We start from the raw sequence: 24,377 nt of genomic DNA on the forward strand, positions 1-24,377 counted from the left end.
GCTCCGCACGCCTCCCTCTCAGCCGTTCGTGGTCTCGTGCCCGCGCTGAAATCCCACTAGGCTTTCGGCTTCCGAGCGGGCCGACCGCGGCCTCGCTGTGACTGCCGGGGGACACATGCGGGCCGAGAGCGGACTTCCGTACGGAGTGGATGTCCGGACACCGAGCGTCGCGCGGATGTACGACCATCTGCTGGACGGCAAAGACAACTTCGCAGCCGACCGCACCGCCTGCGCCCACCTCTTACAGCAGGTGCCGAGCATGAAGGCGCTTGCCCTCAACAACCGCGCATTTCTCAAGCGAGTGGTCGGTGTGCTGGCCAAGGACTACGGGATCAGGCAGTTCATCGATCACGGGTCCGGGCTGCCCACCCAGGACAATGTGCATCAGATCGCCCAACGAGTCGACGACCGTTCCCGCGTCGTGTACGTGGACACCGATCCGATCGTGCGAAGCGTGGGCGGCGCACTGCTGGAGACCAACGACCGCACCGCGGTCCTTCAGGCAGACATGCGAAACACGGACGTGATCTTCGACAGCCCCCAGGTGAACCGTCTGATCGACTTCGGTGAACCCGTCGCGGCACTGTTCGTGTCCGTGCTGCACTGCATTCCGGACGAGGGCCGACCCCTGGACCTGATCAGAAACGTCAAAGCCCGGCTCCCCAGCGGCAGCGTGATGGTCATCTGCCAGCTCGTCAGCGAGCGCCCGGAAGTTCGCGACGGCGTCTCCGACTTCATGGACCGGGAGACCCACGGGCACTGGGGCCGGGTCCGCACACGAGCCGATGTCAGGTCCTACTTCGAGAAGAACGACCTCACCGTCCTGGACCCCGGCCTTGTCGAAGTGTCTCAGTGGCGGCCCGACCGGACCGCGGCCGCCCCGCCGCAGCTCAGCTTCGAGTGGGAAGAGTTCGGCGGAGTCGGCCTGGTGTCCTGACCGGTCGCCGGTCGCCGGTCAAGGGCGGTTTCGGGCGAGTTCATCTCGCCGGTCCTCCAGCAGAGTCAGGGTCTGCGCAGCAGGATTGGCCATCGCGGACAGGCCGTTGATGCGGGAGCGGTAGCGCTCCGCCTCGCCCTCGCCCTCAACGCACCGCGCGTTCTCACTCTGCTCCAAGTAAACGAAGTCCGTAAGGAGCGCGTCCGCGAACCTCAGATGGACGATCGGATGCCCCACCGCTCCCACCGTCCCGATGGCCAGCGGCGCGATATGCAACTTGATCCGGTGCCGCAGATCCCCCTGGAGAATGCCGATCAAGTGCTCGATCTGCCGGTACATCACTCCGGGACTTCCGACGGGGCGGCGCAGCACGTCCTCGTCCATGACTGCGACCAGGACCGGCGGTTCCTGCGACCGCTCGAACATGGACAGCCGACTCGCCCGGGCCCGCGCCCTCGCCTCGATCTCACGCTGATCCGAGTCGGGGAACCCGGCCCGGATCACAAGCTGGGCGTATTCCTCCGTCTGCAGCCAGCCCGGGACCAGCTGCGGCTCGTAGGACATGATCCGCTGAGCCGCAGGCTCCAACGCGAGCAGCGGCTGCACCCACCGTGCGATACAGGAGCCGTACGCCTCCCAGACGTCCGGGCGCTCACCCTCGGCCGCGACCGACAGTGCGTGGGAGACCTCACCCTCGTCGGCCACACCGCACACCCGCAGCAGAGCGGCGGCATGATGCCCGGCGTTCTCCGTCCGATCCCCGCTCTCCAGCCGGCTCACCGTCGACCCCGACGTACCGATATGCCGTGCTGCGGCCTTGCCGGTGATGCCGCGGCTGTTGCGGCAGCGCCGCAGGTGCTCACCCAGAGCCCTGCGATGCGCTGCCGCCCCGAGATACGGACGTGGCTGGAACCCCCGTATGGATGGAATCCCCGTGTGCTGGCCAGCCATGCCGAAACCTCCCCTGGGCCGATGTCTGAGGCGACAGTATGTCAGCGCATTCAGCCGGGGACAGCCAGTGGGGAGAGCCTGACTGTGCGTCTACAAGACAAAGTCGAAATCACCCTCCTTCACGCCCAGGAGGAACGCCTCAGCCTCGGCAGGTGTGTAAACCAGCGCGGGACCCGACGGGAACCGCGAGTTTCGCACCGCCATTCCTCCATCCTCCAGACGGGCGACCTCGACGCAGTTCCCCGCCGCATTGCTCCGAGCACTCTTCCGCCACACCACGCCCTCGATCCTGCCGGCACTGACACCATTGACCTGCATCATCGCGACCACTCCGATTCCTGACGATCACGCACCCCGCATTCGCGCCATCGCGAAAGCAGAACAGTTGTACGACAGGATGCGTGCTGAAATTTCAGCTGTACTTGCAGGAACGAGCATTAACGCCCTGGGTAGCGGGACAAAATGCGGTGAGCGCACCGCACGCGCCCACGACCGGGAGACGGGTATGCCTGAAACGCACAGCCAGCACCGCGGCGAGCAGGCTCCGCGCAGCCATCAGCCACCCGGACCAGCCGACCTCGCCCCACATCTCAGTCTCGGCGCGCCTCCCTTCGCAGCACACCGCATCCAGAACACCACCTCCTGCCTGAAGGAAGCCCGGCAGTTCACCGCAGAGGTGCTGCACCGCTGGAGCTTGGACCTCGTACGCGAGGACACCGTCCAGATCGCTTCCGAGCTCGTCGCCAACGCGGTACGCCACGGGCGCCGCCGCACACCACTGCCCGACGGGAGCGCTCCGGCCGTCTGGCTCGCACTCACCCGACGTCCTCAGACACTGCTGTGCATCGTCTACGACCCGAGCCCACGCCGACCGCACCTCACTCTGCCCGCACCCCTGTCCGAACGCCACCGTGGTCTCCCCATCGTCAGAGCCCTGAGCGAGGACTGGGGATGGAAACCGTCCGGCCACACCGGAAAAGCCGTATGGGCCCGCGTCCCCCTGCATCCGCCGGACACACAACACCCAGGGTCACGCATTTGACCATTTCCAACGGCCTCTGCCTCTTGCCGGTCACGCAGCCCGGCGAAGACCTGTGGGACCAACGCCGGCCGCGCTCTTGCGCGGAGGGGCTTCCAGAACGTCTTCTCCCGTACGGCAGCGATCAGTCGTCCCCGGGTGAAGTTCTGCGGCTTGTGTCTCAGGGTGGCGTTCGCGGCTTGAACGGTGTCCTTGTACGGTCCTGGGCGCCGGGCGGCGCTCGGTCCCGATCGTGGGGTCGGCCTGGATCCCACGCCGTGTTGGCCAGCCGCCGGTGGTCTTGCGCGCGATGGACAGCTCCCGGTTGTCTGGGTCGGCGTCCGGCGTTCGCTGATTCCCAGGCGAGGGCAGTGGGTGCGAGACTGCCGGTCGCACGGTGAGTAAAAGGTTCTGCCGGTAGAGGTTTGTATGAGGGGAAGAACTCTTCAGAGGCGCGCGGAGAGGCCGTCTGGCGCGAGGTCGGGTAGGAGGGGCCGTGACCCATTGGGCGGGTGGGCGCCGGTGAGCACCGGTGGGTGGCTGCGCCGGTCGGGGAAGTGGGCTCGCGTTGCAGGCAAGGTCGCGTGCGGGGTGGCCGTGACGGCTTTGGCGGTGTGTCTTGTCGTTCTGGGGTACGGGTTCGTCCGTATGGGACTCGACGGGCTGAGCGAGGCCTCCGCGATCGCCGCGCGAGGACGGTCGGTCGACGGGGTCGTTCTGGCGAAGGACAAGGTGAGCGGGCCACAGGGGAGCAGCACCAAGAGGATCGAAGTGCGTTTCACCTTGCCCGCCGGGAGGTCCTACCAGTTCTGGGAAGGCGGTGACGCGGACATCGGCGACAAGATCCGCGTCCACTACGAGCCGGGGCATCCTGAGACGGCGAGCACCCACTCCGTGATGGGCAACAGGGTTGGGTACGGCATGCTGACCATTCTCGGGCTCGCGCTCGTGATCCTCATGCCGCTGCTGGTACTCAGGCTCGGCTGGGATGGCCAACGCAACATTCGGCGGGCGGTGCGGAGACGGTCAGCCGTGGAATGACGCTCCCGACGGGGGGCGTCCGCATCCCAACGCCACTCCCCGAGCGCCTTTCTCGCCTCCGTAACCCCGCACCACCAGGGGGTCCGCTCGGGTCGCGGGGACGTGCGGCGCAGCCGGGCCGGCAGGAACCCGGCGAAGACGTGCGACCAGCCGATCCGTTCGGCGTCGGTCCGGTAGCCAGTGTCTGCGACGAAGGCGGCGAACCGGTCGTTGGTGACCGGGTGGGCGTCGAGGTGGAACGGGCCGATGCGGACCTCGCGTACTGGGCCTTCGGCGTCCGAGGGGAACCCTTCTGCGTCGTTGCTGCCCATGAGAAAGGTGCCTCCCGGCAGCCGCACCATGCCGTCGAGGGAGCCGAGCGCGGCGTTCACGGCGGGGCGGGGCGGGGCGCGGCGGGTGCGAGGGCGCAAGCGGGGGCGGAAGCGGGGTCGTGCGGGGGAGCGCAGCATCGTTCGACGGGCGGAGACATGGGGCATCTCCCAGCAGATGAATCGATTGTGAGTTCGAGGTGAGGGGTGAGGGGGGTGGCCAGTACGGCAACATTGGCCGAGGCCGTGGAAGGCAGCTACGTCCTCGCCCTGGTCGAAGTCTTCCCCAGTAGATGAGTGCAAGGGTCTCCTGGGTTGCCGACACCAGCTATGACGAATTGCTGGACCAACTCATGAGCAGTCAGGCCGGCCGCGCACTGCGCGGTTTCGCGGAAGCCGGTGATCTCCGTCGAACTCTGTGCCTCCGAGCCGCAGGCACAGTCGGGCAAGCTGATCGACACCATCGAACCCGAACTGACGGCTTGGCCGGACCGCGAACTGGTCTACGCAGCAAGGAACTTCACCCGAACCCCCGACAAGCTGTCGAACGACCGCGACATCACCCGGCTCACGGCGGCGAAGCTCCGCCCCCAGCGAGTCGTACGGCGCCCGAAGGAGAGCTGAACGGGCTGGCCCGATGGGAAAGTTGTGCGAGAACCTCTGATGAGAACGCCGATGCTGCACCGAGCGCATCAGGCGGATTTGCCGATGCCGGCGCTGCCTCCGCCGTACCCTTGGCATTTCCAAGAACCAGCGGGGGTGGGCAGTGAAACCGGGGGAGCTGATCGCGGGCCGGTACGAGTTGGTCAAGAGGCTCGGGCGGGGCGGGATGGGCGAGGTGTGGGCTGCACGGGACCGCAGTCTCCGCCGTGACGTCGCGCTCAAGCTGCTCGACCTGGGCGGGTCTGTCCACCCAGACCTGCCTCAGCGGTTTGAACGCGAGGCGGTAGCCGCCGCGCAGATCAACCACCCGAACGTGGCTGCCCTTTACGACCGGGGCGTCCACGAAGACATGCTGTTCCTGGTCATGGAGAAGGTCGGGGGTGCGACGCTCGCCGATCACCTCCACGCCAAGAGCTCCATGACCCTGGCCCGCGCCCTGGAGATAACCAGCGAGATCTGCGCGGCGCTGATCGCCGCGCACCGGGCCCAGGTCATTCACTACGACATCAAGCCCCACAACGTCATGATCACCTCGGACGGGCGGGTCAAGGTCGTCGACTTCGGGATCGCGGGGTTCGTCCAGACCGCGTTCTCCGTGGCGCGCTCCTCGCAGCTGGAACCTGCCGGCACCGTGGAGTACGGCGCGCCGGAACAGTTCCTCGCCGAGCGCGGGGACGAGCGCTCCGACCTGTATGCACTCGGCGGGGTGCTGTTCGCCCTGCTCGCCGGTCGACCTCCCTTCACCGGTCACAACTGGCTCGCAGTCATTCGGCGCAAAGATGAAGAAGAAGCCCCACGCCTGGACGTGCTCCGCCCTGACCTGCTGCCCGAAGTGACCGCGCTCGTCGCCGAGCTTCTGCGACGCGATCCCGGGCAGCGCCCCCGGTCGGCGCGGCAGGTCTACAACCGTCTCCAACAGCTGCGGTCGGCCCTCGAACCGAGGGATGCGAGCAGGCTGACTCCGCAGGCCATCATGGTTCCGCCGAGTTCCATGAGTGCCAAGGCTGCTCCCAGGATCCACGTGGCCCACGTTGCGCGTCGAGACAGGTCGCTGGACAGAGGAAACTACAGGTACCACCGAATCCGCGTCTTCCTCGAAGGGGATGACGACGGCGATCTCGATCGCGTCACCAAAGTCGTTTACCACCTTCATCCGACCTTCCCCGAGCCGGATCGTGTGGTCACGGACCGGGCGACAGAGTTCGAGCTGAGGATGTCGGCATGGGGAGAGTTCACGATGACGGCAGACGTCCATGTGGAAGGCCGTCAGGAGCCCTTGAGACTTGAGCGATACCTCAACTTCTGACCTTGCCGGACACCCGGTCGGGTCGTGATCCGACCGGCGCAACCCGTCGGCGCGCACCGGGCCGGTGCCGTCGGCGGCGACGCGTTTCTGCTGATCACCATTCTGCGAGGCCGGGCGTATGACGTCGCCGCGCACCAGCAGGCTGTGCTGCCCGAGCAGTTGCTCCCGTACCAGGGCGCCGACGCCGCCGCCGTGCCGGACCGTCCGGGGAGCGGGTCCCGGTCAGGCTGACGAGTGCCGTACGGGGTGCGCGAACGTTCCCGGCCTTCGCACCGGGGGCACACGGGTACGCTCAGCGGAGTGTCAGAACTGGACGGGGACCAGGACCGCCTTCGTCGCGCCGGTGATCTCCGGCGGCTTCTCAGGAAGCTCTGTCGGATCGTAATCGAGCTTCAGGTACGGCGACTTGGCCCAATGGCCGCACACCCCGGGGGAGTAGTCCTCCCACGCGCCAGAGGGGGTTTCCCAGTAGATGTACCAGGCCACGCATTGGCCGTCCGGCTCGCCCCAGCCGCTGCCCGGCAGCAGGTCCTCCACGTAGCCGGTCACTCGTGCATTCCCGTTCTCGACGCAGATCTTGATTTCGCCGCGGCCCCATTCCTCCTCCTGGCTGTTCGTGAGGCACGAAGGGCGCGCGGGGCCGGTGGGTGCGGCGGTTGCTGTCGGAGCCGTGATCAGGCTCATCGCTCCGACGACTGCGGCGAGTGCTGTCGCGACTGCGGATCGGTGCACGATTGCATCCTTTCGTTTCATCTTGCCCCCCTGAGCAGGGCCCGAGGGCGAATGGCTTGCCCAGCTCTACGACGACCTCCCGTTCGCCCTGGCAGGGCTGGCGGTTGTGCGTCGTACGGACGTTGTCGATACGGGAGGACCGCCGCGCTGCCGCTGCTCGCGCATGGTGTGCTTCTCGTGCACCGCGTCGATGTCGTCGACGGTCTCCCGGCCGAGCGTCGAGTCGTCGCTGACGAAGGCGTGTGGAACGGGAGATACGCCCGGCCGATCTCGCTGAGGAGATACTCCTGTACCTCCGGCGCCACCGTCCACATGTTCAGAAACGCGATGGGGCTGAACCATGGCCCGAACCACCATCGTTCAGCCACCTTCCCCCCCCGTGGCCCGGGGCGGTATCCAACTGCGGCCAGGGAGCATTTGAACAGCCCTATGCGGCAGCGCACGAGCCCCCGTGCCGTTGAGAGAGGTGTTCGAAGCCTCAACCCGACGACACAGGAGCCTCGTTGGTTCCCTGCCCTGCCGCATTCGACCTGTTTCAGGCGCTGGTCGAGTAGGTCGCGATGCTTGTCGCGCCCGCGAGGGTGACCACCGCTGCCGCCTTCCGTCGCATCAGCGTGCCCTGGTCGGGCTGGTGCACCTGCGCAGGTACGACGCCCTCGCCCTTCCGAGGGGTCGCGTGGCGCCGTGTCCCGCATCGGCCGGTCCTCGGGCTTCCTACCGCCGCCGAGCAGTGCAGACGCTCCCGGCTCCCAGATTCCAGGCAGGTTGTCCCTCAGATGAAGCGGACAACGGCCGTGGTCGTCGCAGACCCGGTGCGGAGGCGTTCACCGGCTCACCCCGGCCGTCGAACGTGGAGTCCAGCAGCCTGGTGCGCAGCCCAGGGGAGCCGACCTGCTCGCAGGGGCGCAATTCCGCTCCCGAGACACCCTCGTCCTGCAGGGCGATCCCGGCCCCTTCTCTGGGCCAGGCAGAAGACGAAGCGGAGGCCGTCGTGCCGGTGCTCCGGCCCGCCCTTGGATGTCAGCACCTCTCGGCATCGGCGGTCGGGTGTCAGCAGGCTTGACGTGCGAGGGGTCGGCGAGGATCACTTCGCCTCCTCCTCCTCGACGGCGGCTGCCGCGGCGCGGGGCCGGTAGCCGCCGGCCTGCAGGGTGAACATGGCGGCGTAGGCGCCGCCCAGGGACATGAGGTCCTCGTGGGAGCCGGACTCGACGATGCGGCCGCTGTCGAACACGAAGATCTTGTGGCAGTCGACGACGCTGGCCAACCGGTGGGAGATCAGCACGGTGATCTGGTCCTTCCGTAGCCGGCCGCGCAGCACCGCCTCGTAGACAGCATGCTCGGACGGCGGATCCATACTGGCCGTCGGCTCGTCGAGCAGGAGCAGTGGCGCCTTCTTGTACAGACCACGGCCCACGGCGATCTTCGCCCACTGCCCGCCCGACAGCTCCTGGCCACCCTTGAACCGCTTGGACAGGAGTGCCTCCCACTGCCGGGGCAGAGCGGCGATGACACCGGCAGCACCGGAGGCTTGCGCGGCGTCCATCGCCCGTTGCGGATCGGCCTTCATCAGACTGCCGGTGGAGATGGTGATGTTCGACAGGGCACTGAAGGGAAAACGCGCCGGTTCCTGCAGCACGCAGGCAACCTGCCGGTGAATCGACTGGGCGTCCATCTCACGCACGTCGACGCCGTCCCAGCACACGCTGCCCCGCTGCGCCTCGTACAGGCCCGCCAGGAGCTTGGCGCAGGTGCTCTTGCCCGAACCGTTGAGACCGACGAACGCGACCGTCTCCCCGGCGCAGAGGCGCATGTTGATCCCGTCCAGGGCCGGGGTGTCCTTGCCGGGGTAGGTGAAGTGCACGTCCCGCAGCGCGATCGTCTTCACACGCCCGGGCGCCTTCAACTCGGCTTCGCGAGGCAGCAGCCGGCGGCAACGCTCCTGCACGGCGAGGAGGTCCGTGACCCACAAGGCGTGCTCGTAGACGAGATGGGCGACTTCCACGAGCCGGGTCAGCGAGGCCTGGCCGGCCTGGATGGCGAGGACGGCGCCGGCGCCGGCCGCGAGGGGCAGCCACCCGGCGATCAGCATGGCAGCCAGCGCCGTGTAGGTAATGCCGGTACCGAGACCGCCCACGGCCCGCCCGGCCAGGTTCAGCAGGGCGGAGTGCATGCCCAGACGCGTGTCCTCCGCCGCGATCTTGGTGGTGAGCCGGCGGTGCTCGTCCAGGAGCGCACCTTGGGCGGAGTCGGAACGCAGCTCGGCGGCGGCGTCCACGTCGAGCATCAGCCACGAGAAGACCCGGACCCGGCGCTGCAACGCATTCCAGCGTTTGAAGGAATGGAATCTGGCGCGTGCGCTACGGACCGCGGCTGCGCCCACCGGGACGACGGACAGCAGAAGCAGCGGTAGCAAGATCGGGTGCAGGACGCTCAGTACGCCGGCGGTGCCGATGAGCCCAAGAGCGGCGGAGGCGAGGGAGACGACCTGCCCGACGATCTGGCGCGCGTAGAACAACCCCCTGTCGTTGGCACGGTGGACTTCGTCGTGCCACTCGGCGTCCTCCACCGCTTCCAGACGTACGTGCGCGGTGAGCCGGAAGAATTCGCATTCGAGCGCGGTACGGATCTTGGGCGTCACCCGGGCCTGAGCGGCCGCGACGGCGGCCTCCAGGAGCGCGCGGGTCGCGAGGAAGCCGACCACGAGGAGGATCTGGGGAATGGCGTCACGTACGCGATCAGGTGTGGGGCCCTGGGCGAACAGGTGCTGGAGAACGGCGACCGAGGCGATCAGCCCGAAGGCGCTCATGGCAGCCGATGCCAACTGGCAGAAGAGGACCGTGACCGTTGCGGCGCGGTCCGCATGCCAGGCGAGCCGCCCGATCAGGGCCGTGATCCTGGGCAGACGGGCGAGGACCTGCCGCACAGTGGCGTTGGCGGCCGCGCCGTCGTGGACGGACCAGTACGCCTCCTCCATCTCGTCGGTCACATCGCCGTCCTGCGGGCCGGCGGGGACCGTCGCGGGAGGCAGGGGGAGCGGGGCGGGCCGCGGCGCCGGAACCCCCCTGCCGTCGGGGACCTCTGCATCGTGACGATCGGTCATGCTTCCCACCTCGTACTCGGTCGAGCTGAGCAGCGGGCGAAAACGCCCGCCTGCACCCCAGGGGTGGGAAGAGCCGGGACGGGCCGCTGTCGTTCGAATTCGAGGAGCTGATGTGCGGGGGCGGGTACAGGATTCATCGTGTCCTCCAGCAGGTCATCGAATGGCACGGGTGCTCTAGAAACGGGGCCTCTGGCTCGCCGTAACGGGTGACGGCGGGGGGAATTCGGAACGTCTGTGCGAATTTCATGGCAGATGCCGGGCTTCGTGGGACGGGTCCTTTGAAACGCCCTCGTTCGAGGGATGGTCGCCCGTTCGGCCGCATCCCCGGGGGATTCCGGCCAACCCGAATCCCCGGCCGCCCGGGGCGGCCAATGCGCGGCGACGGCGCGCACCGCGAGGAGTCACGGTGGCGGCAATGGCCGATTCCGCGCGGCCGCATCCCCGTTGACGAGTCGGTGTGCCGGACCGCCACCCGCCGAAGCGGGTCGGAGGGGGCTTCCTTGCCGCGGTGCCTGGCGCCCGCCTTCCTGCCGCAACGTTGTTCATATCGCGGAGGACATGGCCGCCTGGAAGCGGGGATCCACCGCATCGGCTGCCAACTGCTTCCGCACCGCCCTCGTCGGTTCGGACATCCAGATACAGCTGCGGGCCTCGGACGCACCCGCAAACGGGATCCGACCGCCTCTTCTGCCAGAATCGCCATATGGCTGAACACGACACGGATCAGGGCTACCTGCTGGACAACCAGCAATCGGAGGCAGGGATCCGCTTCGGCGCCCTCAGCGAGTTGTTCGATCCGGTGACGTTCCGGCATGTCGACCAGCTCGGGATCACCACCGGCATGCGGTGCTGGGAGGTCGGCGCCGGCGCCCCGTCCGTACCTCTCGGGCTGGCCGAGCGAGTCGGCCCGACGGGAGCGGTGATCGCCACCGACATCGACGTGTCCTGGACCGGAGACATCGACGGCGGCGTGATCGAGGTGCTGCGGCACGACGTGGCGGCCGACCCGCCGCCGCCCGGCGTCTTCGACCTCGTCCACGCCCGATTGGTCCTGGTACATGTCACCGACCGCGCCGAGGCGCTGCACAGGATGGTCCAGGCGTTGCGGCCCGGCGGCCGGCTGCTCCTGGAGGATGCCGACCCGGGGTTGCAACCGCTGTTGTGTCCGGACGAGTCAGGTCCCGAACAGCGGCTTGCGAACCGGCTGCGATCCGGCTTCCGCGCCTTGATGGCGGCACGCGGCGCGGACCTCGCGTACGGGCGAACCCTGCCCCGGCTGCTGCGTGAGGCCGGTCTCGAGGACGTTCAGGCCGACGCGTACTTCCCGATCACCTCGCCGGCCTGTGCCGTTCTCGAGGACGCGACCGTACGGCAGATCCGCCGCCTCCTGGTGGCGGAAGGGCTCGCCACCGACGCGGAGATCGACCGCCACCTGGCGAACGTCGCCACCGGACGCCTCGACCTTGCCACCGCTCCAATGATCTCCGCGTGGGGACGCCGCCCGTGACCCTCCCCGATTGCCTCTCACGCGCACCCGTCGTCCAGACGAGGCTGCCGTCGAGGTGATGGCACCCTGGGCGGTGCTACCAGAGAAGGACGCCCTCGGTATCGAAGCAGCCTCCCGTGGGGACGCCGGGGCCCAACTGCGCCATACACACGATGCTCCCGGCACCCTGCTCGACGGCCGGGACGCAGTGTTCCCGTTCAAGTCGGTCTTGGTGAACCCGGGCTCCGTTGCGTTGATCCGCGTGTTCGGGAACGCCTTCGCGTACTGCACGGTGATCACGTCGACCGCCGCCTCGGACGCCGAATGGGCGATGCCCGGGTAAGCACAGACGGGGCACCGGGAGTGGTGAGCCCGGTTCCATGTTGCCGGGTTCGTAGGCCCAGGGCAGGGCACGGTGCCCGGCTACATCACGCCAGGCGGGCACCGGTTGCTGGACAGACTGCTCAAGACGCCCGTCGCCGCCTTCGACGGGGCGTGGACGCTGCTGCTGGCCAACTCGATGTACGCGACACCCATGGGCGAGTGGCACGGCCGCGAGCACAACGGTGTGTGGCGCACCTTCCTCGGCTCGGGTGGTCGCGTTCGCCACACACCGCAGTTCCGGTGCGCGAGGGAGACCGCGGTGGTCGGCGCCCTGCGTGCGACCGCCCCGGCGCCCGGATGGCCGGCAACTGCGTCGTCCGGTGGAAGAGTTGCGGACAAACAGCGACCGGTTCGCCGAACTGTGGGATGTGGGCGCCGCGGGTCGGCACGATGCCGCGCGCAAGACCATCGATCACCCGCAGGTGGGCTCCCTGACGCTGGATTGCGACGTGCTCAGCACAGCGGGCAGTGATCTGCGCATCGTGATCTACACGGCTGAGCCCGGTACCCAGGACGCCGAACGCCTTCCACTCCGATGCCTGCACCTGGTCCCCGCTGAACTACAGGCCACCGGCGCACACCCACGCTGTCCTGCCCGGGCCCTTCAGCGCGCGATGAGACTGCATGGAGTCCTTCGGCGGAGACCCGCACGCCGGTCGACCCCGAGGTGCTCATGACGCCGACCAGAACCTGTCACAAGGAGGTCGAGGCCGGCCTCGACCACTCGTCCGGGAACGAGGTGCGACGGCGACGGCGACAGATCGAGCCCTACCGCCTGGTCGCCTCCGACCGGCGCTGGTACCTCCTCGCCTGGGTCCTCGGACACGACGGCTGACGCAGCTTTCGCGTCGACCCGATGGGCGCATCAGCCCGCAAGCGGAAGAGGACTTCCTTGGCCGCGTCGCGGTCGGTCATGTCGGCCGGGGTGACCATGACGACCAGCGGCAGGCTTTGGTGTCCGCGACCAGTTGCCACTTGCCGCCGTTGATTTCTTTCGCGCCGTCGTAGCCGCCGGCAGGTCCGGCGCGTCGGGCCGTGCAGCGCGACGTGCGATCCTGGAGGCGTGGAGATCGAGATCCTGGTCGTGCCCGACTGTCCGAACGAGAAGCCTGCCGCCGAGCAGCTGCGCCGTGCGCTCGACGGCCTCGGGCTGACCGACACCATGTTCACCACCCGGATCATCGCCGATCAGGCCGAGGCCGAACGGATCGGCTTCACCGGCTCTCCGACCGTCCTCATCAACGGCCGCGATCCCTTCCTCGAATCAGGTCGCCCCGCCGGCCTGACCTGTCGCGTGTACCGCACGGCGGGCAGGCCGACCGGGCTTCCCGGCGCCGACCAGCTGCGCGAGGCTCTGATCAGCGCTCTCTAGGCTGGGCACGAAGTCCGGCATCGGCCGGACAGCAGGGGAAGCGGGCACCACGGCGGACATCGCGTACGACCTGGTGGACGCGCAGAGGCAGTATTGGCGGAACACTCACACCGCCCACCCCGGCGTGTAGGGCGACCAGCCCGCCGTCCCCGCTGTCCCCGCTGTCCCCGCTGTCCCCGCTGTCCCCGCCGTCCCCGCCGTCCACTCGGCCGGAGCGCGGGACGTGCTGGGACGCGGTGCCGGGCACGGCCACGGCACCCTGTACTTCGCCCGCGAAGGGCTCACCGTCCGGGCCGCCGACTTCTCCGCCACCGGACTCCAGCAGCTGCAAGAACCCGCCCGAGCCCAGGACATCGACCAGCGAGTCACCACCGCGGCGCACGACGTGCGCGACCCACTGCCGCTGCCGTACACCTCCATCGACGCGGTCTTCGCCCACGTGCTGCTCCGCATGGCCCTGTCCACCAAGGAGATCCACTCTCTGGTCGGCGAGATCCGCCGTGTCCTGCGGCCCGGAAGCACCTTCGTGTACACCATCCGACACACCGGCGACGCGCACTACGGCACCGGCACCGGCACCGGCATCGCGCATGGCGACGCCATTGTCGTCGCGCTCACGATTGCGAGGCAGGCGAGGAACGTGATGAAGCCCTTCTCCGGTTGGGGGAAGGGCTTCGTGAGTGAGCGCTGAGAAGGCCTTGCACCTGCATTTCCCCGCAGGAAGTGGGGCGTTTTTCAGCGGACTAGGGGTAGCGCCGAGGGAAGCCCAAAAGCCGCCAGTTGTTGATCCTGGGGTTCGGTCCGGTGGCACCTGTCACCCATTCGGCCGAAGGCCGTTGGTGGTGATGGTGACTGTTGTCTGGGCGTGGCGCGGGACTGTGACCTTGATCGAGCTGACTGCGTATCCGCGGTTCAAGCGGCTGATCACCGCGCATGAGCTGCACTTGTTCTTCGCGCCGACGCGGGAGGAGACAGCGTGGGCCGCTGAGCGGATGGACTCCGACGGTCATCAGCTCGCGCTGTTGTTGGCTCTCAAGTCGTATCAGCGGATGGGCCGGTTCCCGAAGCCGGATGAGTATCCGGAGATGGTGGTCGACTTCGTCCGTCGTGCGGTCGAGCTGCCGGAGGGCACGCTCCCGCTCTACGGGACGGGCCGCACTGCTGAGCGGCAGCGTACGGAGGTGCGCCAGCGGGTGGGGACGAAGTACCAGCAGTCCCAGGCGCGGCGGATCGCCGAGGCGGCGATCCGCAAGGAGACCGCGTCGAAGAACCGGCCCGCCGACCTGATCAATATCGCGTTGGGGAAGGTGGTGGCGGCCGGGCTGGAACTGCCGGCGTTCTCCGCCTTCGACACGATGACCTCCACGATCCGCACCGAGGTGAACACCTCGATCTGCTGCGGCATCCACGACCGGATGAGCCTCGCCGAGCAGGCGGGGCTCATCCGGCCGCTGGAAGAGCGCGACAGCGACGGCACCACACAGTTCAACCGGCTGAAGCAGACCGCCCAGGGCCCGAGCTGGTCGCACTTCAAGCGCCTGTTCACGCACCTGGAGTGGCTGGACAAGCTCGGCGACACCACGGTGTGGGTGGACGGCGTCGCGTCGCCGAAGGTCACCGACTTCGCCGGGGAAGCGGATGCGGCGGATGCCTCCGGACTACGGGACTACGCGGCCGTCAAGCGGATCGCGCTGCTGGCCCGCCTCGCTGACACGGCGCGGATGCGGGTGCGAGACGATCTGGCGACGATGCTCTGCAAGCGGGTCGCCATGGAGGTCGGACTGCGCGAGGAGGGCGAGGCCGAGGCTTTCGACGCGGTGTCCTTCCGCCGGCAGCCGGAGGACAAGCTGCGCGGCGCCGCCGCGGCGGCGGATGCCGCGTATCCGGACAACGAGGGCCTGGTCATTGACCCCGAGACCGGAATCCCGTCACTCAAGCCGCACCGCTACGAGGGCCGGCGGCCCTCGGCGAAGCGCCTGGAGCAGGAGGTCAAGGCGAGGATGCCGGAGCGCACGCTGATGGGGATCGTGGCCCGCGCCGCGTACTGGGTGGAGTGGTGGCGCCGATTCGGGCCGCCCTCGGGCAAGGACCCGAAGCTGAAGGATCCGTTCGGCCGGTACGTGCTGACCACGTTCGTCAAGGGCACCAACATGGGTCCGTACGAGGCGGCGAAGCACATCCCCGGGGTGTCCGGGCATGAGCTGTCGTACGTGGCCAACCGGCACTTCTCCATCGCGCTGCTGAACGAGGCCGTCGCCGACCTGGTCAACGCGCACGCCCGCCTCGACATCTCCCAGGCGTGGGGCGACGGCACCGCCGTGGCGGCGGACGGCACCCACATGGACACCTACCTCGACAACCTGCTCGCCGAGCCGAGCGTGCGCTACGGCAAGGCGGGCGGGATCGCCTACCACCACATCTCGGACACCTACATCGCGCTGTTCACGCACTTCATCCCGTGCGGGGTGTGGGAGACCGTCTACATCATCGAGGGCCTCCTCAAGAACACCTCCGAGGTCAAACCGACCACCGTGCACGACGACACCCAGGGCCAGAGCGTTCCCGTTTTCGCCCTGGCGCACCTGCTGGGCTTCCATCTGATGCCCAGGATCAGGAACTGGAAGGGCCTGACCTTCTGCCGCCCGTCCGAGCAGAGCGAGTACGTCCACATCGACTCCCTGTTCGGGGAGGCGGGCAAGAAAGATCGGTGCGGGGACGGGGATGTTCTGTGCGGCTCTGGCGTGCTGGCGTCAGACATCGCTGGTGGTCGGTGTCGATCCCTCGGTGGCGATGCTCGCTCAGGCCGGGCGGTTCACCCCCTACCTGGACCGCAGCGGCGTGTCCCAGCGGGTGAACGGCAAGCCGTTCCTCGCCCCGGGCGCGGCCAGCGTGCCGGCCTAGCGGACCGCAGGGACGGACAGTCGAAGGCCGGCCCCCGCCACACGCGGGGGCCGGCCTTCGTCGTGCTCAGTGCGTCGCGCGCACCGCCGAGACCAGTCCGCCGGTGCCCTCGTCCTGCTGCGACGGGGTGAGCACGGGACGCCCGTAGGCCTCGGCGCGCTCACGCAGGGTGAAGGTCTCTGCCTCCCAGCCGAGGCCGGCCAGCCAGCCGACCGGGTTCTCCGGCATCTCCGAGACCCACATCGACGCTGCCGATCCCGGAGCGGCGTCCCCGCGGAAGCGTTCGACCACACCGCGCGGGCCCAGTGTCAGGCCCATCCTGCTGCCTGCAGCGGACAGCGCGCCAACCCGTTCGAGCAGCGACTGCACCGCGTCCTCGGGCAGGTAGATCAGCAGTCCCTCGGCGATCCACACCGTCGGCTGCGCCGGATCGTGCCCGGCCGCGGCCAGGGCGCCGGGCCAGTCCTCGCGCAGGTCGACCGGGACGGTGATCCGCTCGCAGCGCGGAACGGCCCGCTCCTGACGCAGCACCGAGGCCTTGAAGCCCAGCGGTTCGGCCGTGTCGACCTCGAACAGCCGGGTTCCCGCAGGCCAGTCCATCCGGAAGGCCCTGCTGTCCATCCCGGCTCCGAGCAGCACGACCTGCCGGACGCCGGACGCGACCGCCCGGTCCAGCAGGTCGTCCAGGAACTTCGTCCGGATGACGATCGAGAAGGCCACACCGAGCCAGCGGCGCCGCGCCGCCTCGTCCGCGCGCAGGGGCGGCGGCGCCCCGGGGCCGATCCCGCCGGCCGTGGCGAAGGCCAGCGCCAGCGGGTCCCGGAACAGCGGCTGCTCGCGTGCCGTCTCCATCGCCCTCACCCGGGCCACGCCCACGGCTGTGGCCCACACCCCGGACGGCTCGACCCGTCCCGCCGCATCAGTCATGCGTTCAGCCTAGGCCGCCGGGGCGTGGGGTGTTGACCTGTAGGTCTGGTCAGCCTCGGTGCTGGGCTCTTGGTGATCGTTTCCCACGTGTCTGGAGATCGTTTCCCGAGGCCGAACAGTTCTGCTGGGGCTGGGGCTGGGGCTGGGGCTGGGGCTGGGGCGGCGGTCAGGCGGTCTTGCTCGCGAATGTACTGCCGGGATTGGACGCACGCCGTTTCATAGGTGGTCACTTGTGAAACACCCCGACGCCCGGCGGCCTACCTGTAGCGATCATGTTTCATGAGTTGTTGCAAACGGCTGGACGTCTGAAACACCCTCATGAAGCGGTCGGGGGTGCGAGCGACGAATTCAAGCGCGTGGAATCGCGCGCCTGTCCGATGTCCACCTGCGCCACCCCTGCGGGCTCCTCGTGTCGGACCGGAAAGGGCAGGGTGGCAATCCAGTACCACACCGCCCGCTTCCGGCTCGTGCCCCAACTCGCCAAGGTGCTCAACGTGCCGACTCCCGCGGTGCGTAAGCCGGGCTCGGTCTGGACCGAGTTGCCCCGGCCCGCAAGCGCCGGCGCCGGGCCGGTCGGACACGTCCGTCTCGGGTACGCCCGCGCCTCGACCGCGCGGCAGTCCCTGGACGCACAGCTCGACTCGATCGCCGAAGCCGGGGGCACCCGGATCTTCTCGGAGAAGATCTCCACCCGCGCCACCAAGCGCCCCGAGCTGGAGGCCGCTGTGAAGCTCGCCGGGGAGATCCGCTCCTCCGGCGTCGCTGTCACCCTCGTCGTCCACGAACACAAACGTCTCGGCCGCGGCATCGAACTCGCCATGCTCGCTGAGGAACTGAAGGCGAGCGACGTCGGCCTGGAGTTCCTCACCGGGGAGCTGAAGGGCTCGCACGGCCCCTCCGGCATCGTCTTCACCGTGCTGGCCGCCATGTCCGGCATGGAGCGCGAGTATATCCGCGACCGCACCCTCGAAGGCCATGAGTCCGCCCGCAAGCGCGGCAAGACCATCGGCGGCGCGGGCGTCACCGACGACGACATGCTGTCCATGGCCCTACACCTGAGCGAGCAGGAGATGAGCCTGCGCGACATCGCCAAGCGGCTCGTCATCACCACGGGTGCGAAGAAGGGGCAGCACCCCTCGCCCGCCACTGTTGTGCGGATGCTGCGCGAATACGACGAACGCACGGCCGCGGCCTTGGCTACGTAGAGAAGTCAGTGCAGTGGAGCCGCCAGGCCCTCAAGATCAAGAACTGGCGGCTTTTGGGCTTACCTCGGCGCTACCCCGACTACCAACGCAGCGTCAGGCTCACAGCGTGCCGCAGCAGGGGTGTCATCAAGGGCACAGTGATCCTTCTCCAGGCCGACCGCCTGCCCAGCGGCGTCGAGCCGAAGCAGCTGTGGCCGTGGTGGTCGAGCACCTGCGCTACGGCACGGGAGGTCGACCCGGTCCGGCAGGCGTTCCTGCCCCCACCCGACCAGCAGCGCCGTGGATTCACGACCAAGCTCACCGTGACGACCAGGCGGCTGACCCGGAAGGGGCCTGCGACGAACTGGTCGAAGAGACCCGAATGGTGAACCGGGCCCAACGAGTCATCCATGAGGTGGTCGAGAGGAAGGGGTGACGGCGCGCCACTCGTCTTCGAGGATGCTGAACATCTCGGAGTCTCGCCAGCCGTCCCGGATCAGCAAGGTATGACGATGACGTCCTTCTCGTGTCATGCCGAGCTTGCCGAGCACCCGTGCCGACCCGAGGTTCCGCGGGTCACAGGTGGCATGGATGCGGTGGAGGTCGAGATCCTCGAACCCTCGCGCCGGCAGTTCCTTGCCGATCGCCGTTCCGACTCCCTGTCCCCAGACTTCAGGATGCACCGCGTAGGTGATCTCGCCTTGGCGTTGTCCTCGGCTCCGGACATGGAGCTCACCCATGCCGACTGCGTCGCCATCGACACGTGCTACGTAGGCGAAACGCCGCTGCGGTGTGTGCGACCAGGCCTCGACCGCACTCGCCACGAACGCGCACGTTTGCTCTTCGGTGTTCGGTCCCCAGGCCTGGAAGCGGCAGACCTGGGCCAGAGAAGCCCAGGAGTGGACAGCTCGCCAGTCTGCGAGCTCGATTCTGCTCAAGGTCATCGAACGTTCAGTCACAAGCTGATCTTCCTCGATGCAGTCGCGCCGACCCGCCGGTTCAAAAACTACCCAGTGTCGGCACTGCTCAGCGCTGACGTCACCACGAAGAAGGCCGTGGAAAGGGGCCGGTCCCCTTCTTCCGCGTCGCGTTCAGCCTGAGCCCAAGGGGCTGCTGTGTCGCTGTACGCCTCATGGTGTGCACTGCAGCACAGTAGGCAGGTTTCTCCCGCACCCGGCACGGCCGAATCGCGCCCTACCCACACTGACGACCCGTCCGGACCCTGAAGAACATGGGGGATACCGGAAACATCACACCAGGTCCGGACAGTACCGACGACACGTTTCACGCCCTCCTCGAAGGCGCTACCGCCCCGCGACCGCCCGACGCACCCGACTGCCCGTTCTGCGACCTCCCACAGGACCGCTACCCCACCCATTACGAGGGCCACTGGGTCCTCCTCGAACCTCGCATCATCGTCCCCGCCCACACCGTCCCCCCGCGCCGGCGCTGGATCATCACCTCGGAGGGTGCCGCCATGAACCTGTGGGACGCCGAACCTCTCCCCGGAACCCAGTGCCGGATCGCGCACCGTACGGTCTGCCCCTACCTCCGGCCCGAAGACCCCTGGCCCTGGACGAGCGCGCTCCGACAGGAGAACGAACGACGGGCACAGCGCCTGTTCAACCTCCCCGACACCGGCTGACCACCGGGCCGAAGCCCTCAAGGACCTGCCCGATGACACACCCATCCGCATCGGTGTCGCCGGAGATCCCGGCGATTTCGACGGTACCGGGAATCCGTCCCCGTCGACGCCCACCAGGTGGAGAACTGGTGGGCGGCCACCTCGACCAGGCCGGAGCGCACAGAGACCGAGAAGGCGATGGCCCTGTTCACGGGCTGGACGGCAGGCGAGTACAACGTCCTCGGCTGAATCCCGCCGCAGGTCTCGGCCGTGCCGCGGGTGCTCAGCAACGCCTGGCAGGACATCGCCGTTGCCCGCACCCCACTCCGGAAAGCCACCGGACCCGCCACCTGGTGCCTGGAGCTGCCATGGACCAGCGGGGACCGTTGCTGGACGCCATACCCCGCATCCGCGGACTGCGTGGCCGGCCACGCCACCGCCTTCGGTGGCTCGTCGCCGACCGTGCCTACGACTTCGACAAGTACCGTCGTCCCATCCGGGCTCGTGGGATCACACCCGAGATCGCCCGCCGCGGAACAGCGCACGGCTCAGGCCTGGGCAAGACCCGATGGGTCGTCGAGCGCGTCTACGCCTGGTTCCACCAGTTCAAACGACTCCGCATCCGTTACGAGGCACGCGCCGACCTCCGCCTCGCCATGCTCCAACTCGCCTGCAGCATCATCTGCTTGAGACCAATCCGAACCTTATTCGGAAACGATCAGTAAGCCTGAGATTTGAGAAGCAGGAAACGAGTGCCGCATCAGGCGACGTTCGCCATGCTGTGAGGTGCTGTCTGTCGACGGCTCGGCTGCTGGTGATAATCGACCGGTGAGTATCATCGAACGTCCTCTGCCGCCCCTGAACGCTGACGAACGCACCACGCTTGAAAGCTGGCTCGACTTTCACCGCGCCACACTCGCCAGGAAGTGCGAGGGCCTGGATGATGAGCAGGCCGCCGTCGCGCCCGTGCCACCGTCCGGCTTCACTTTGACCGGCCTCGTCCAGCACATGGCAGAGGTGGAGCGGAACTGGTTCCGCCGAGTGTTCGCCGGTGAACAGGCCCCGCCCATCTACGACCCGCAGGCCGACCCGAACGGCCCCGACGGCGGCTTCGAACTGGCCGAGGGCGCCACCTTGTGCGACGCCCTCGCCACCTGGCACGCGGAGATCACCCACGCCCGCGAGTACTGCGTCGACCGTGCTCTAGCCGATACTGGTCGCTTCATGGAGCAGGACGTCAACCTCCGCTGGATCTACGTCCACATGATCGAGGAGTATGCCCGTCACAACGGCCACGCCGACCTGCTCCGGGAACGTATCGACGGCACCACCGGCGTATAGCGCCGGACCAGGCAGCGCAGGCGGGCAGCGGTGGCGCCTTCTTCGAAGAACGTCTCGCCCAGGAGTGCGGGTTCACCGGCGTCGAGGCGACGCACTGGGACGGCCTGCCGACCGGCAAGGGACGCCGGACTGCCACCGGCGACATCTCGCCACCGGCTCAGGAACCGGCTCAAGGCCGTCGAGCGGGAGAACGAAGCGGCCTGATGTTCTCTCCCGGATACCCGTGGGCAGGGCGAGGCTTTGACCTGCGGTGTCTACGGATATCTGGGACGGAGCGGGTGGACGGTATCCCGCTCATCGGTGGGCAGCCGTCTCTAGGATGTTCATTGCGGAAGTCCAGTGGTTGCCCCGGAGGTGTCATGCCCCTGCAGATGAAGTTGAGCGCGATAACACTCGACTGCCCTGATCCATTGGCCCTGGCGGCGTTCTATCAGCAGGCCACCGGCCTCGAACCCCACCCGAGGTCGGACGCCGACTTCGCGGGTCTCAACCGTGGGGACGGCCTCTTCATCGGTTTTCAACGGGTCGACGGCTACCGGGCTCCTCGCTGGCCCGACCAGACCGTTCCCCAGCAGCTGCACCTTTGCTTCGACGTAGTGGATCTGGACGAGGCCGAGGACCGGCTGCTGGAGCTGGGCGCGGGCAAGCCGGACCACCAGCCTCATGAGGCCGCCAGGGCGCGGGTTCTCACTGATCCGGCTGGTCATCCCTTCTGCATTTGCCGAGGCTGACCGAGGGCAGGAGGGGGAGAGCTTGCCTCCACATGACCGGGCCCCAGCCGCACATGCCTACCGAAGAGCGGGACTACCACCATCGCGGACACCTGACACCGGACATCCAACACCGGGATATTTACCCGCTCGACCACGTCGCGGCCGCGACCGGGCTCGGCTCGACGGAGTCCGACATCGATGACCAGGATGTGCGGAACGGACTGCACTGGAAGACCCGCGCACTTGTCGAATGGGCTGCGGGGCGCCCGTTCGCCTGGGTCGACGACGAGATCACCGACACCGATCGGGCCTGGGTTGCCGCCCACCACCAGGGACACGCCCTGCTCCATCGTGTCGATCCCCGTTATGGTCTGACTGACAGCGACTATGCGGCTCTCGACTCGTGGCTGCGACAGCTGGTCTGAAACTCGGCTGGAGAACGTGAAGAGGCCGCGAGAAGGACCGAAGGGCAGTGCTCGCTGGTCTCATGTGGGCTGCCTGTCAGCTTGGGTCATGCGGTCTCGACGCCTCTATGCGTACGGTGGTGACGACCTTGATGGACACCCCGGACTTCCCGCAGCAGTACCGGGCCCGCGCCTGGGCCGAGGCTCACCTGGAAGAACTCGTCACCCTGCTCGTGCGCGCTCGGGTTGCGGACTGCCGCGTACACACGCCGCGGGCGAATGCGGCTGCGCCGTCGTGCCGACCGCGCCAGGTGTCGCTTCTGCCGTCGGGGGCGAATCGAAGCCGCGGCCTCGCTGCGCGGTCGGCGACGCAACGACTGTGTGAGGACCTGCGGTGCGGCTCGGCAGCATTGGTTTCTCGATGAGCAATGCGGACCGAGGGTAATCAAAGATGGTTCCAAAACGCTTGGGAGGCAGGGGTGTTGTGAGAGGAGGAGCGCGCGTCGTGGGCAGACTGCATCGCTACGCCGTCCTCACAGGTTCCTGACAAGCGGAGGCCAGTTTGGGGTGTGTCCGTCCGTGATGTGCGCAGTACCGCGGCCAAAGCCGCGGTCGGGCACGCAATGCGAGAAGTCGATGGAAGACGCCGCCAGATGTCCGCTGCGCACTGTCGGCGCCAGGATTTCGTGGGCCGGATATTCCGTCGAAGAGATCTGAAAGGTGGGACCGCGCATGGCGGTGGAGAAGTACAGCAGGGAAGCTGTCGGCGGCAGGGTCCGTACAGCAGCCCTTTTCACGGGTGCCGCTGTGGTCGCGCTCGCGGCGGCTGCTCCCGCCCTGGCTTCGGGCAGCGGGCCCTCGTCCGTGTCGGTTCCTACCCCCGCGGCCGCTGGGTCCAGTTCGCCGTCAGTGGGAAAGGCGACCTACAACCTGGGCAGCCTGGCCTTCGTCCCCGGGGACCCCTACAAGGGGAAGAGCGAGATCGCCGGGGTGGTGCACTACCCCAACGGGTCGGGTTCCAAGGGCCTGGCACATGGCCGGCACTCGCTGATCGTCATGCAGCACGGGCTGTGGGCCACCTGTGCGGACCGTGTCGCACAGAACGCGTTGACGAAGGCACAGAGGGCGCTGATCCGGGCAGAGAGGACCGGTGACAAGGCGGGGGAAGCCAAGCAGCTGGAGATCATTGACAAGATGAGCGAACGGTTGTGGGCCTGGCCCTGCCGGGCGGGCATCCCCCCGCTGCCGAGCAGTTCCGGCTACGACTACCTGGCCGAGCGCCTGGCCCAGCAGGGCTTCGTCGTGGTCTCCATGGGAGCCAACGGCATCAACTCGACCAGCAGCGGCCAGGCGGATTCGGTGTACCAGGCACGCGCCGACCTCATCAACAAGCACTTGGACCTGTGGCGACAACTCAACTCGGGCGAGGGGCCCTTGAAGGGCGAGCTCAAGGACGCGAAGACCGGCCGGGTCGGCGGTGCTGCCTTCACGGGGCATCTGGACCTGAAGCGTGTCGGCACCCTCGGGCACTCCATGGGCGGCGGGGGTGTGATGCAGCAGGTCTCCGACAAGCGGCACGGCGACTGGCCCGCCGGAGTGGAAGGGCTCCACAGCGCCTGCGGCGGCCGCGCAGTGTGCCCGCACGTACCGGGCATCGCCCCCGGACCGCACCCCGCCGTGCAGCGCTACTTGGAAGGCGTACCGGACGATGCTCTCCTGGTCTACCTGCGCCTTCACGTCTGACTTCCGTGGCGAATCTTCGCTGCGTCGAGGTGGAGCGACAGTCTGCGGGGGCCGGCATGGGCACCCTGCCGTTGTTGTCCTCGACGCCCCAGGTCTCCGATTGATCGACGCCGAGGCTTGTGGGTTCGCCGAGGACGTGCTGATCGCCGTCCTGACCTCGGATCGACTGGACCATGGTGAGCGTGGGCTGCCGAGCCCCTGCCTCATCCGAAAGATCACACCCCGCTCCGCACGGAGCG

General features: G+C 68.0%; 23 protein-coding genes and 6 pseudogenes. 22 read left to right on the forward strand and 7 right to left on the reverse strand.

The annotated features are described in order from the left end of the window. Positions 1 to 115: 115 nt before the first annotated feature. Positions 116 to 937 (forward strand): SAM-dependent methyltransferase, encoded by an 822-nt coding sequence (locus tag ACIOMQ_RS36105; RefSeq protein WP_362208611.1) that lies wholly within the window; start codon positions 116 to 118, stop codon positions 935 to 937. 18 nt (positions 938 to 955) lie between these two features. Here the strand turns inward: ACIOMQ_RS36105 and ACIOMQ_RS36110 are convergent, their stop codons facing one another. Further along, complete coding sequence (locus tag ACIOMQ_RS36110) at positions 956 to 1,888, reverse strand: helix-turn-helix transcriptional regulator (protein ID WP_362208608.1); 933 nt, start codon at positions 1,886 to 1,888, stop codon at positions 956 to 958. A gap of 90 nt (positions 1,889 to 1,978) precedes the next feature. Beyond that, complete coding sequence (locus tag ACIOMQ_RS36115) at positions 1,979 to 2,209, reverse strand: DUF397 domain-containing protein (RefSeq protein WP_362208718.1); 231 nt, start codon at positions 2,207 to 2,209, stop codon at positions 1,979 to 1,981. 184 nt (positions 2,210 to 2,393) lie between these two features. On the opposite strand from ACIOMQ_RS36115, the gene ACIOMQ_RS36120 reads away from it, so the two are divergent. Beyond that, positions 2,394 to 2,930, forward strand: a complete 537-nt coding sequence (locus ACIOMQ_RS36120; RefSeq protein WP_401270563.1) for an ATP-binding protein — start codon at positions 2,394 to 2,396, stop codon at positions 2,928 to 2,930. A gap of 405 nt (positions 2,931 to 3,335) precedes the next feature. Continuing rightward, the gene (locus tag ACIOMQ_RS36125) at positions 3,336 to 3,947 is read left to right on the forward strand and encodes a DUF3592 domain-containing protein (protein WP_402191977.1); all 612 of its coding nucleotides are present in this window, start codon (positions 3,336 to 3,338) and stop codon (positions 3,945 to 3,947) included. Between the two features lie 146 nt (positions 3,948 to 4,093). On the opposite strand, the pseudogene ACIOMQ_RS36130 reads toward ACIOMQ_RS36125, so the two are convergent. Beyond that, a pseudogene (locus ACIOMQ_RS36130) lies at positions 4,094 to 4,423 on the reverse strand (SUMF1/EgtB/PvdO family nonheme iron enzyme); the annotation flags it as partial. A 231-nt stretch (positions 4,424 to 4,654) separates the two neighbouring features. On the opposite strand from ACIOMQ_RS36130, the gene ACIOMQ_RS36135 reads away from it, so the two are divergent. The 3 genes from ACIOMQ_RS36135 to ACIOMQ_RS36145 all read left to right on the forward strand — a co-directional run bounded on the left by ACIOMQ_RS36135 (position 4,655) and on the right by ACIOMQ_RS36145 (position 6,455). Beyond that, positions 4,655 to 4,879, forward strand: coding sequence for a hypothetical protein (locus ACIOMQ_RS36135; RefSeq protein ID WP_402191979.1), 225 nt, complete (start codon positions 4,655 to 4,657; stop codon positions 4,877 to 4,879). Between the two features lie 142 nt (positions 4,880 to 5,021). Continuing rightward, positions 5,022 to 6,224, forward strand: a complete 1,203-nt coding sequence (locus ACIOMQ_RS36140; RefSeq protein ID WP_401759224.1) for a protein kinase — start codon at positions 5,022 to 5,024, stop codon at positions 6,222 to 6,224. 24 nt (positions 6,225 to 6,248) lie between these two features. Continuing rightward, the gene (locus ACIOMQ_RS36145; RefSeq protein WP_401270551.1) at positions 6,249 to 6,455 is read left to right on the forward strand and encodes a hypothetical protein; all 207 of its coding nucleotides are present in this window, start codon (positions 6,249 to 6,251) and stop codon (positions 6,453 to 6,455) included. A gap of 72 nt (positions 6,456 to 6,527) precedes the next feature. Here the strand turns inward: ACIOMQ_RS36145 and ACIOMQ_RS36150 are convergent, their stop codons facing one another. After that, complete coding sequence (locus ACIOMQ_RS36150; protein ID WP_401988855.1) at positions 6,528 to 6,977, reverse strand: hypothetical protein; 450 nt, start codon at positions 6,975 to 6,977, stop codon at positions 6,528 to 6,530. A gap of 1,063 nt (positions 6,978 to 8,040) precedes the next feature. Further along, entirely contained in the window at positions 8,041 to 10,059 is a 2,019-nt protein-coding gene (locus ACIOMQ_RS36155) for an ATP-binding cassette domain-containing protein (protein ID WP_402191981.1), read from the reverse strand. A 703-nt stretch (positions 10,060 to 10,762) separates the two neighbouring features. Between ACIOMQ_RS36155 and ACIOMQ_RS36160 the strand changes: the two genes are divergently transcribed. The 7 genes and pseudogenes from ACIOMQ_RS36160 to ACIOMQ_RS36190 form a co-directional block, all read left to right on the forward strand. Then, entirely contained in the window at positions 10,763 to 11,566 is an 804-nt protein-coding gene (locus tag ACIOMQ_RS36160) for a methyltransferase domain-containing protein (RefSeq protein WP_401270544.1), read from the forward strand. Between the two features lie 58 nt (positions 11,567 to 11,624). After that, the gene (locus ACIOMQ_RS36165) at positions 11,625 to 11,888 is read left to right on the forward strand and encodes a hypothetical protein (RefSeq protein WP_401270541.1); all 264 of its coding nucleotides are present in this window, start codon (positions 11,625 to 11,627) and stop codon (positions 11,886 to 11,888) included. A 33-nt stretch (positions 11,889 to 11,921) separates the two neighbouring features. Beyond that, positions 11,922 to 12,462, forward strand: a pseudogene (locus ACIOMQ_RS36170) (transcriptional regulator); the annotation flags it as partial. 140 nt (positions 12,463 to 12,602) lie between these two features. Then, on the forward strand, positions 12,603 to 12,764 hold the full coding sequence (locus tag ACIOMQ_RS36175; RefSeq protein WP_401270539.1) for a WYL domain-containing protein: 162 nt from the start codon (positions 12,603 to 12,605) through the stop codon (positions 12,762 to 12,764). A 228-nt stretch (positions 12,765 to 12,992) separates the two neighbouring features. Beyond that, positions 12,993 to 13,301: a DsbA family protein gene (locus ACIOMQ_RS36180; RefSeq protein WP_362208582.1), complete on the forward strand. Its 309-nt coding sequence runs from the start codon at positions 12,993 to 12,995 to the stop codon at positions 13,299 to 13,301. Positions 13,302 to 13,524: 223 nt separating this feature from the next. Next, entirely contained in the window at positions 13,525 to 13,992 is a 468-nt protein-coding gene (locus ACIOMQ_RS36185) for a class I SAM-dependent methyltransferase (RefSeq protein ID WP_402191984.1), read from the forward strand. 154 nt (positions 13,993 to 14,146) lie between these two features. Further along, positions 14,147 to 15,979: pseudogene (locus tag ACIOMQ_RS36190) on the forward strand (Tn3 family transposase); the annotation flags it as partial. 289 nt (positions 15,980 to 16,268) lie between these two features. On the opposite strand, the gene ACIOMQ_RS36195 reads toward ACIOMQ_RS36190, so the two are convergent. Continuing rightward, positions 16,269 to 17,129, reverse strand: coding sequence for a class I SAM-dependent methyltransferase (locus tag ACIOMQ_RS36195; protein ID WP_402191987.1), 861 nt, complete (start codon positions 17,127 to 17,129; stop codon positions 16,269 to 16,271). Between the two features lie 431 nt (positions 17,130 to 17,560). On the opposite strand from ACIOMQ_RS36195, the gene ACIOMQ_RS36200 reads away from it, so the two are divergent. Together ACIOMQ_RS36200 and ACIOMQ_RS36205 are read left to right on the forward strand one after the other, a co-directional pair. Beyond that, a complete protein-coding gene (locus ACIOMQ_RS36200; protein WP_402191990.1) occupies positions 17,561 to 18,334 on the forward strand; it encodes a recombinase family protein in 774 nt (257 codons plus the stop codon). Positions 18,335 to 18,342: 8 nt separating this feature from the next. Continuing rightward, on the forward strand, positions 18,343 to 18,702 hold the full coding sequence (locus ACIOMQ_RS36205) for a hypothetical protein (protein ID WP_402191992.1): 360 nt from the start codon (positions 18,343 to 18,345) through the stop codon (positions 18,700 to 18,702). Between the two features lie 15 nt (positions 18,703 to 18,717). Here ACIOMQ_RS36205 and ACIOMQ_RS36210 read toward each other — a convergent pair whose 3' ends face one another. Then, entirely contained in the window at positions 18,718 to 19,272 is a 555-nt protein-coding gene (locus tag ACIOMQ_RS36210) for a GNAT family N-acetyltransferase (protein WP_402191994.1), read from the reverse strand. Between the two features lie 272 nt (positions 19,273 to 19,544). Here ACIOMQ_RS36210 and ACIOMQ_RS36215 point away from each other — a divergent pair, with 272 nt between their 5' ends. The 7 genes and pseudogenes from ACIOMQ_RS36215 to ACIOMQ_RS36245 all read left to right on the forward strand — a co-directional run bounded on the left by ACIOMQ_RS36215 (position 19,545) and on the right by ACIOMQ_RS36245 (position 24,138). Beyond that, positions 19,545 to 19,958 (forward strand): DUF6083 domain-containing protein, encoded by a 414-nt coding sequence (locus ACIOMQ_RS36215; RefSeq protein WP_402191997.1) that lies wholly within the window; start codon positions 19,545 to 19,547, stop codon positions 19,956 to 19,958. A 49-nt stretch (positions 19,959 to 20,007) separates the two neighbouring features. Continuing rightward, positions 20,008 to 20,186, forward strand: a pseudogene (locus ACIOMQ_RS36220) (DUF6225 family protein). 134 nt (positions 20,187 to 20,320) lie between these two features. Beyond that, positions 20,321 to 20,662: pseudogene (locus tag ACIOMQ_RS36225) on the forward strand (transposase); the annotation flags it as partial. Positions 20,663 to 20,765: 103 nt separating this feature from the next. Beyond that, positions 20,766 to 21,278 (forward strand): DinB family protein, encoded by a 513-nt coding sequence (locus tag ACIOMQ_RS36230; protein WP_402192000.1) that lies wholly within the window; start codon positions 20,766 to 20,768, stop codon positions 21,276 to 21,278. 359 nt (positions 21,279 to 21,637) lie between these two features. Beyond that, a complete protein-coding gene (locus tag ACIOMQ_RS36235; protein ID WP_362208560.1) occupies positions 21,638 to 22,009 on the forward strand; it encodes a VOC family protein in 372 nt (123 codons plus the stop codon). Positions 22,010 to 22,191: 182 nt separating this feature from the next. Continuing rightward, positions 22,192 to 22,416 (forward strand): annotated as a pseudogene (locus tag ACIOMQ_RS36240) (hypothetical protein); the annotation flags it as partial. Between the two features lie 888 nt (positions 22,417 to 23,304). Continuing rightward, positions 23,305 to 24,138 carry a hypothetical protein gene (locus tag ACIOMQ_RS36245; RefSeq protein WP_402192003.1) on the forward strand — a complete coding sequence of 278 codons (834 nt, stop codon included), beginning with the start codon at positions 23,305 to 23,307 and terminating at the stop codon, positions 24,136 to 24,138. Positions 24,139 to 24,377: the final 239 nt, after the last annotated feature.

This window comes from Streptomyces sp. NPDC087845 (genome assembly GCF_044742755.1).
GTDB lineage: Bacteria > Actinomycetota > Actinomycetes > Streptomycetales > Streptomycetaceae > Streptomyces.

What these genes read in the sequence shown, in the direction of transcription:
- ACIOMQ_RS36235 (WP_362208560.1), top strand. Translation starts at nt 21,638, where the DNA reads ATGCCCCTGCAGATGAAGTTGAGCGCGATAACACTCGACTGCCCTGAT.
- ACIOMQ_RS36115 (WP_362208718.1), bottom strand. Translation starts at nt 2,209, where the DNA reads ATGATGCAGGTCAATGGTGTCAGTGCCGGCAGGATCGAGGGCGTGGTG.
- ACIOMQ_RS36150 (WP_401988855.1), bottom strand. Translation starts at nt 6,977, where the DNA reads ATGAAACGAAAGGATGCAATCGTGCACCGATCCGCAGTCGCGACAGCA.
- ACIOMQ_RS36215 (WP_402191997.1), top strand. Translation starts at nt 19,545, where the DNA reads ATGGGGGATACCGGAAACATCACACCAGGTCCGGACAGTACCGACGAC.
- ACIOMQ_RS36125 (WP_402191977.1), top strand. Translation starts at nt 3,336, where the DNA reads ATGAGGGGAAGAACTCTTCAGAGGCGCGCGGAGAGGCCGTCTGGCGCG.
- ACIOMQ_RS36120 (WP_401270563.1), top strand. Translation starts at nt 2,394, where the DNA reads ATGCCTGAAACGCACAGCCAGCACCGCGGCGAGCAGGCTCCGCGCAGC.
- ACIOMQ_RS36110 (WP_362208608.1), bottom strand. Translation starts at nt 1,888, where the DNA reads ATGGCTGGCCAGCACACGGGGATTCCATCCATACGGGGGTTCCAGCCA.
- ACIOMQ_RS36165 (WP_401270541.1), top strand. Translation starts at nt 11,625, where the DNA reads ATGGCACCCTGGGCGGTGCTACCAGAGAAGGACGCCCTCGGTATCGAA.
- ACIOMQ_RS36160 (WP_401270544.1), top strand. Translation starts at nt 10,763, where the DNA reads ATGGCTGAACACGACACGGATCAGGGCTACCTGCTGGACAACCAGCAA.
- ACIOMQ_RS36105 (WP_362208611.1), top strand. Translation starts at nt 116, where the DNA reads ATGCGGGCCGAGAGCGGACTTCCGTACGGAGTGGATGTCCGGACACCG.
- ACIOMQ_RS36155 (WP_402191981.1), bottom strand. Translation starts at nt 10,059, where the DNA reads ATGACCGATCGTCACGATGCAGAGGTCCCCGACGGCAGGGGGGTTCCG.
- ACIOMQ_RS36195 (WP_402191987.1), bottom strand. Translation starts at nt 17,129, where the DNA reads ATGACTGATGCGGCGGGACGGGTCGAGCCGTCCGGGGTGTGGGCCACA.
- ACIOMQ_RS36175 (WP_401270539.1), top strand. Translation starts at nt 12,603, where the DNA reads ATGACGCCGACCAGAACCTGTCACAAGGAGGTCGAGGCCGGCCTCGAC.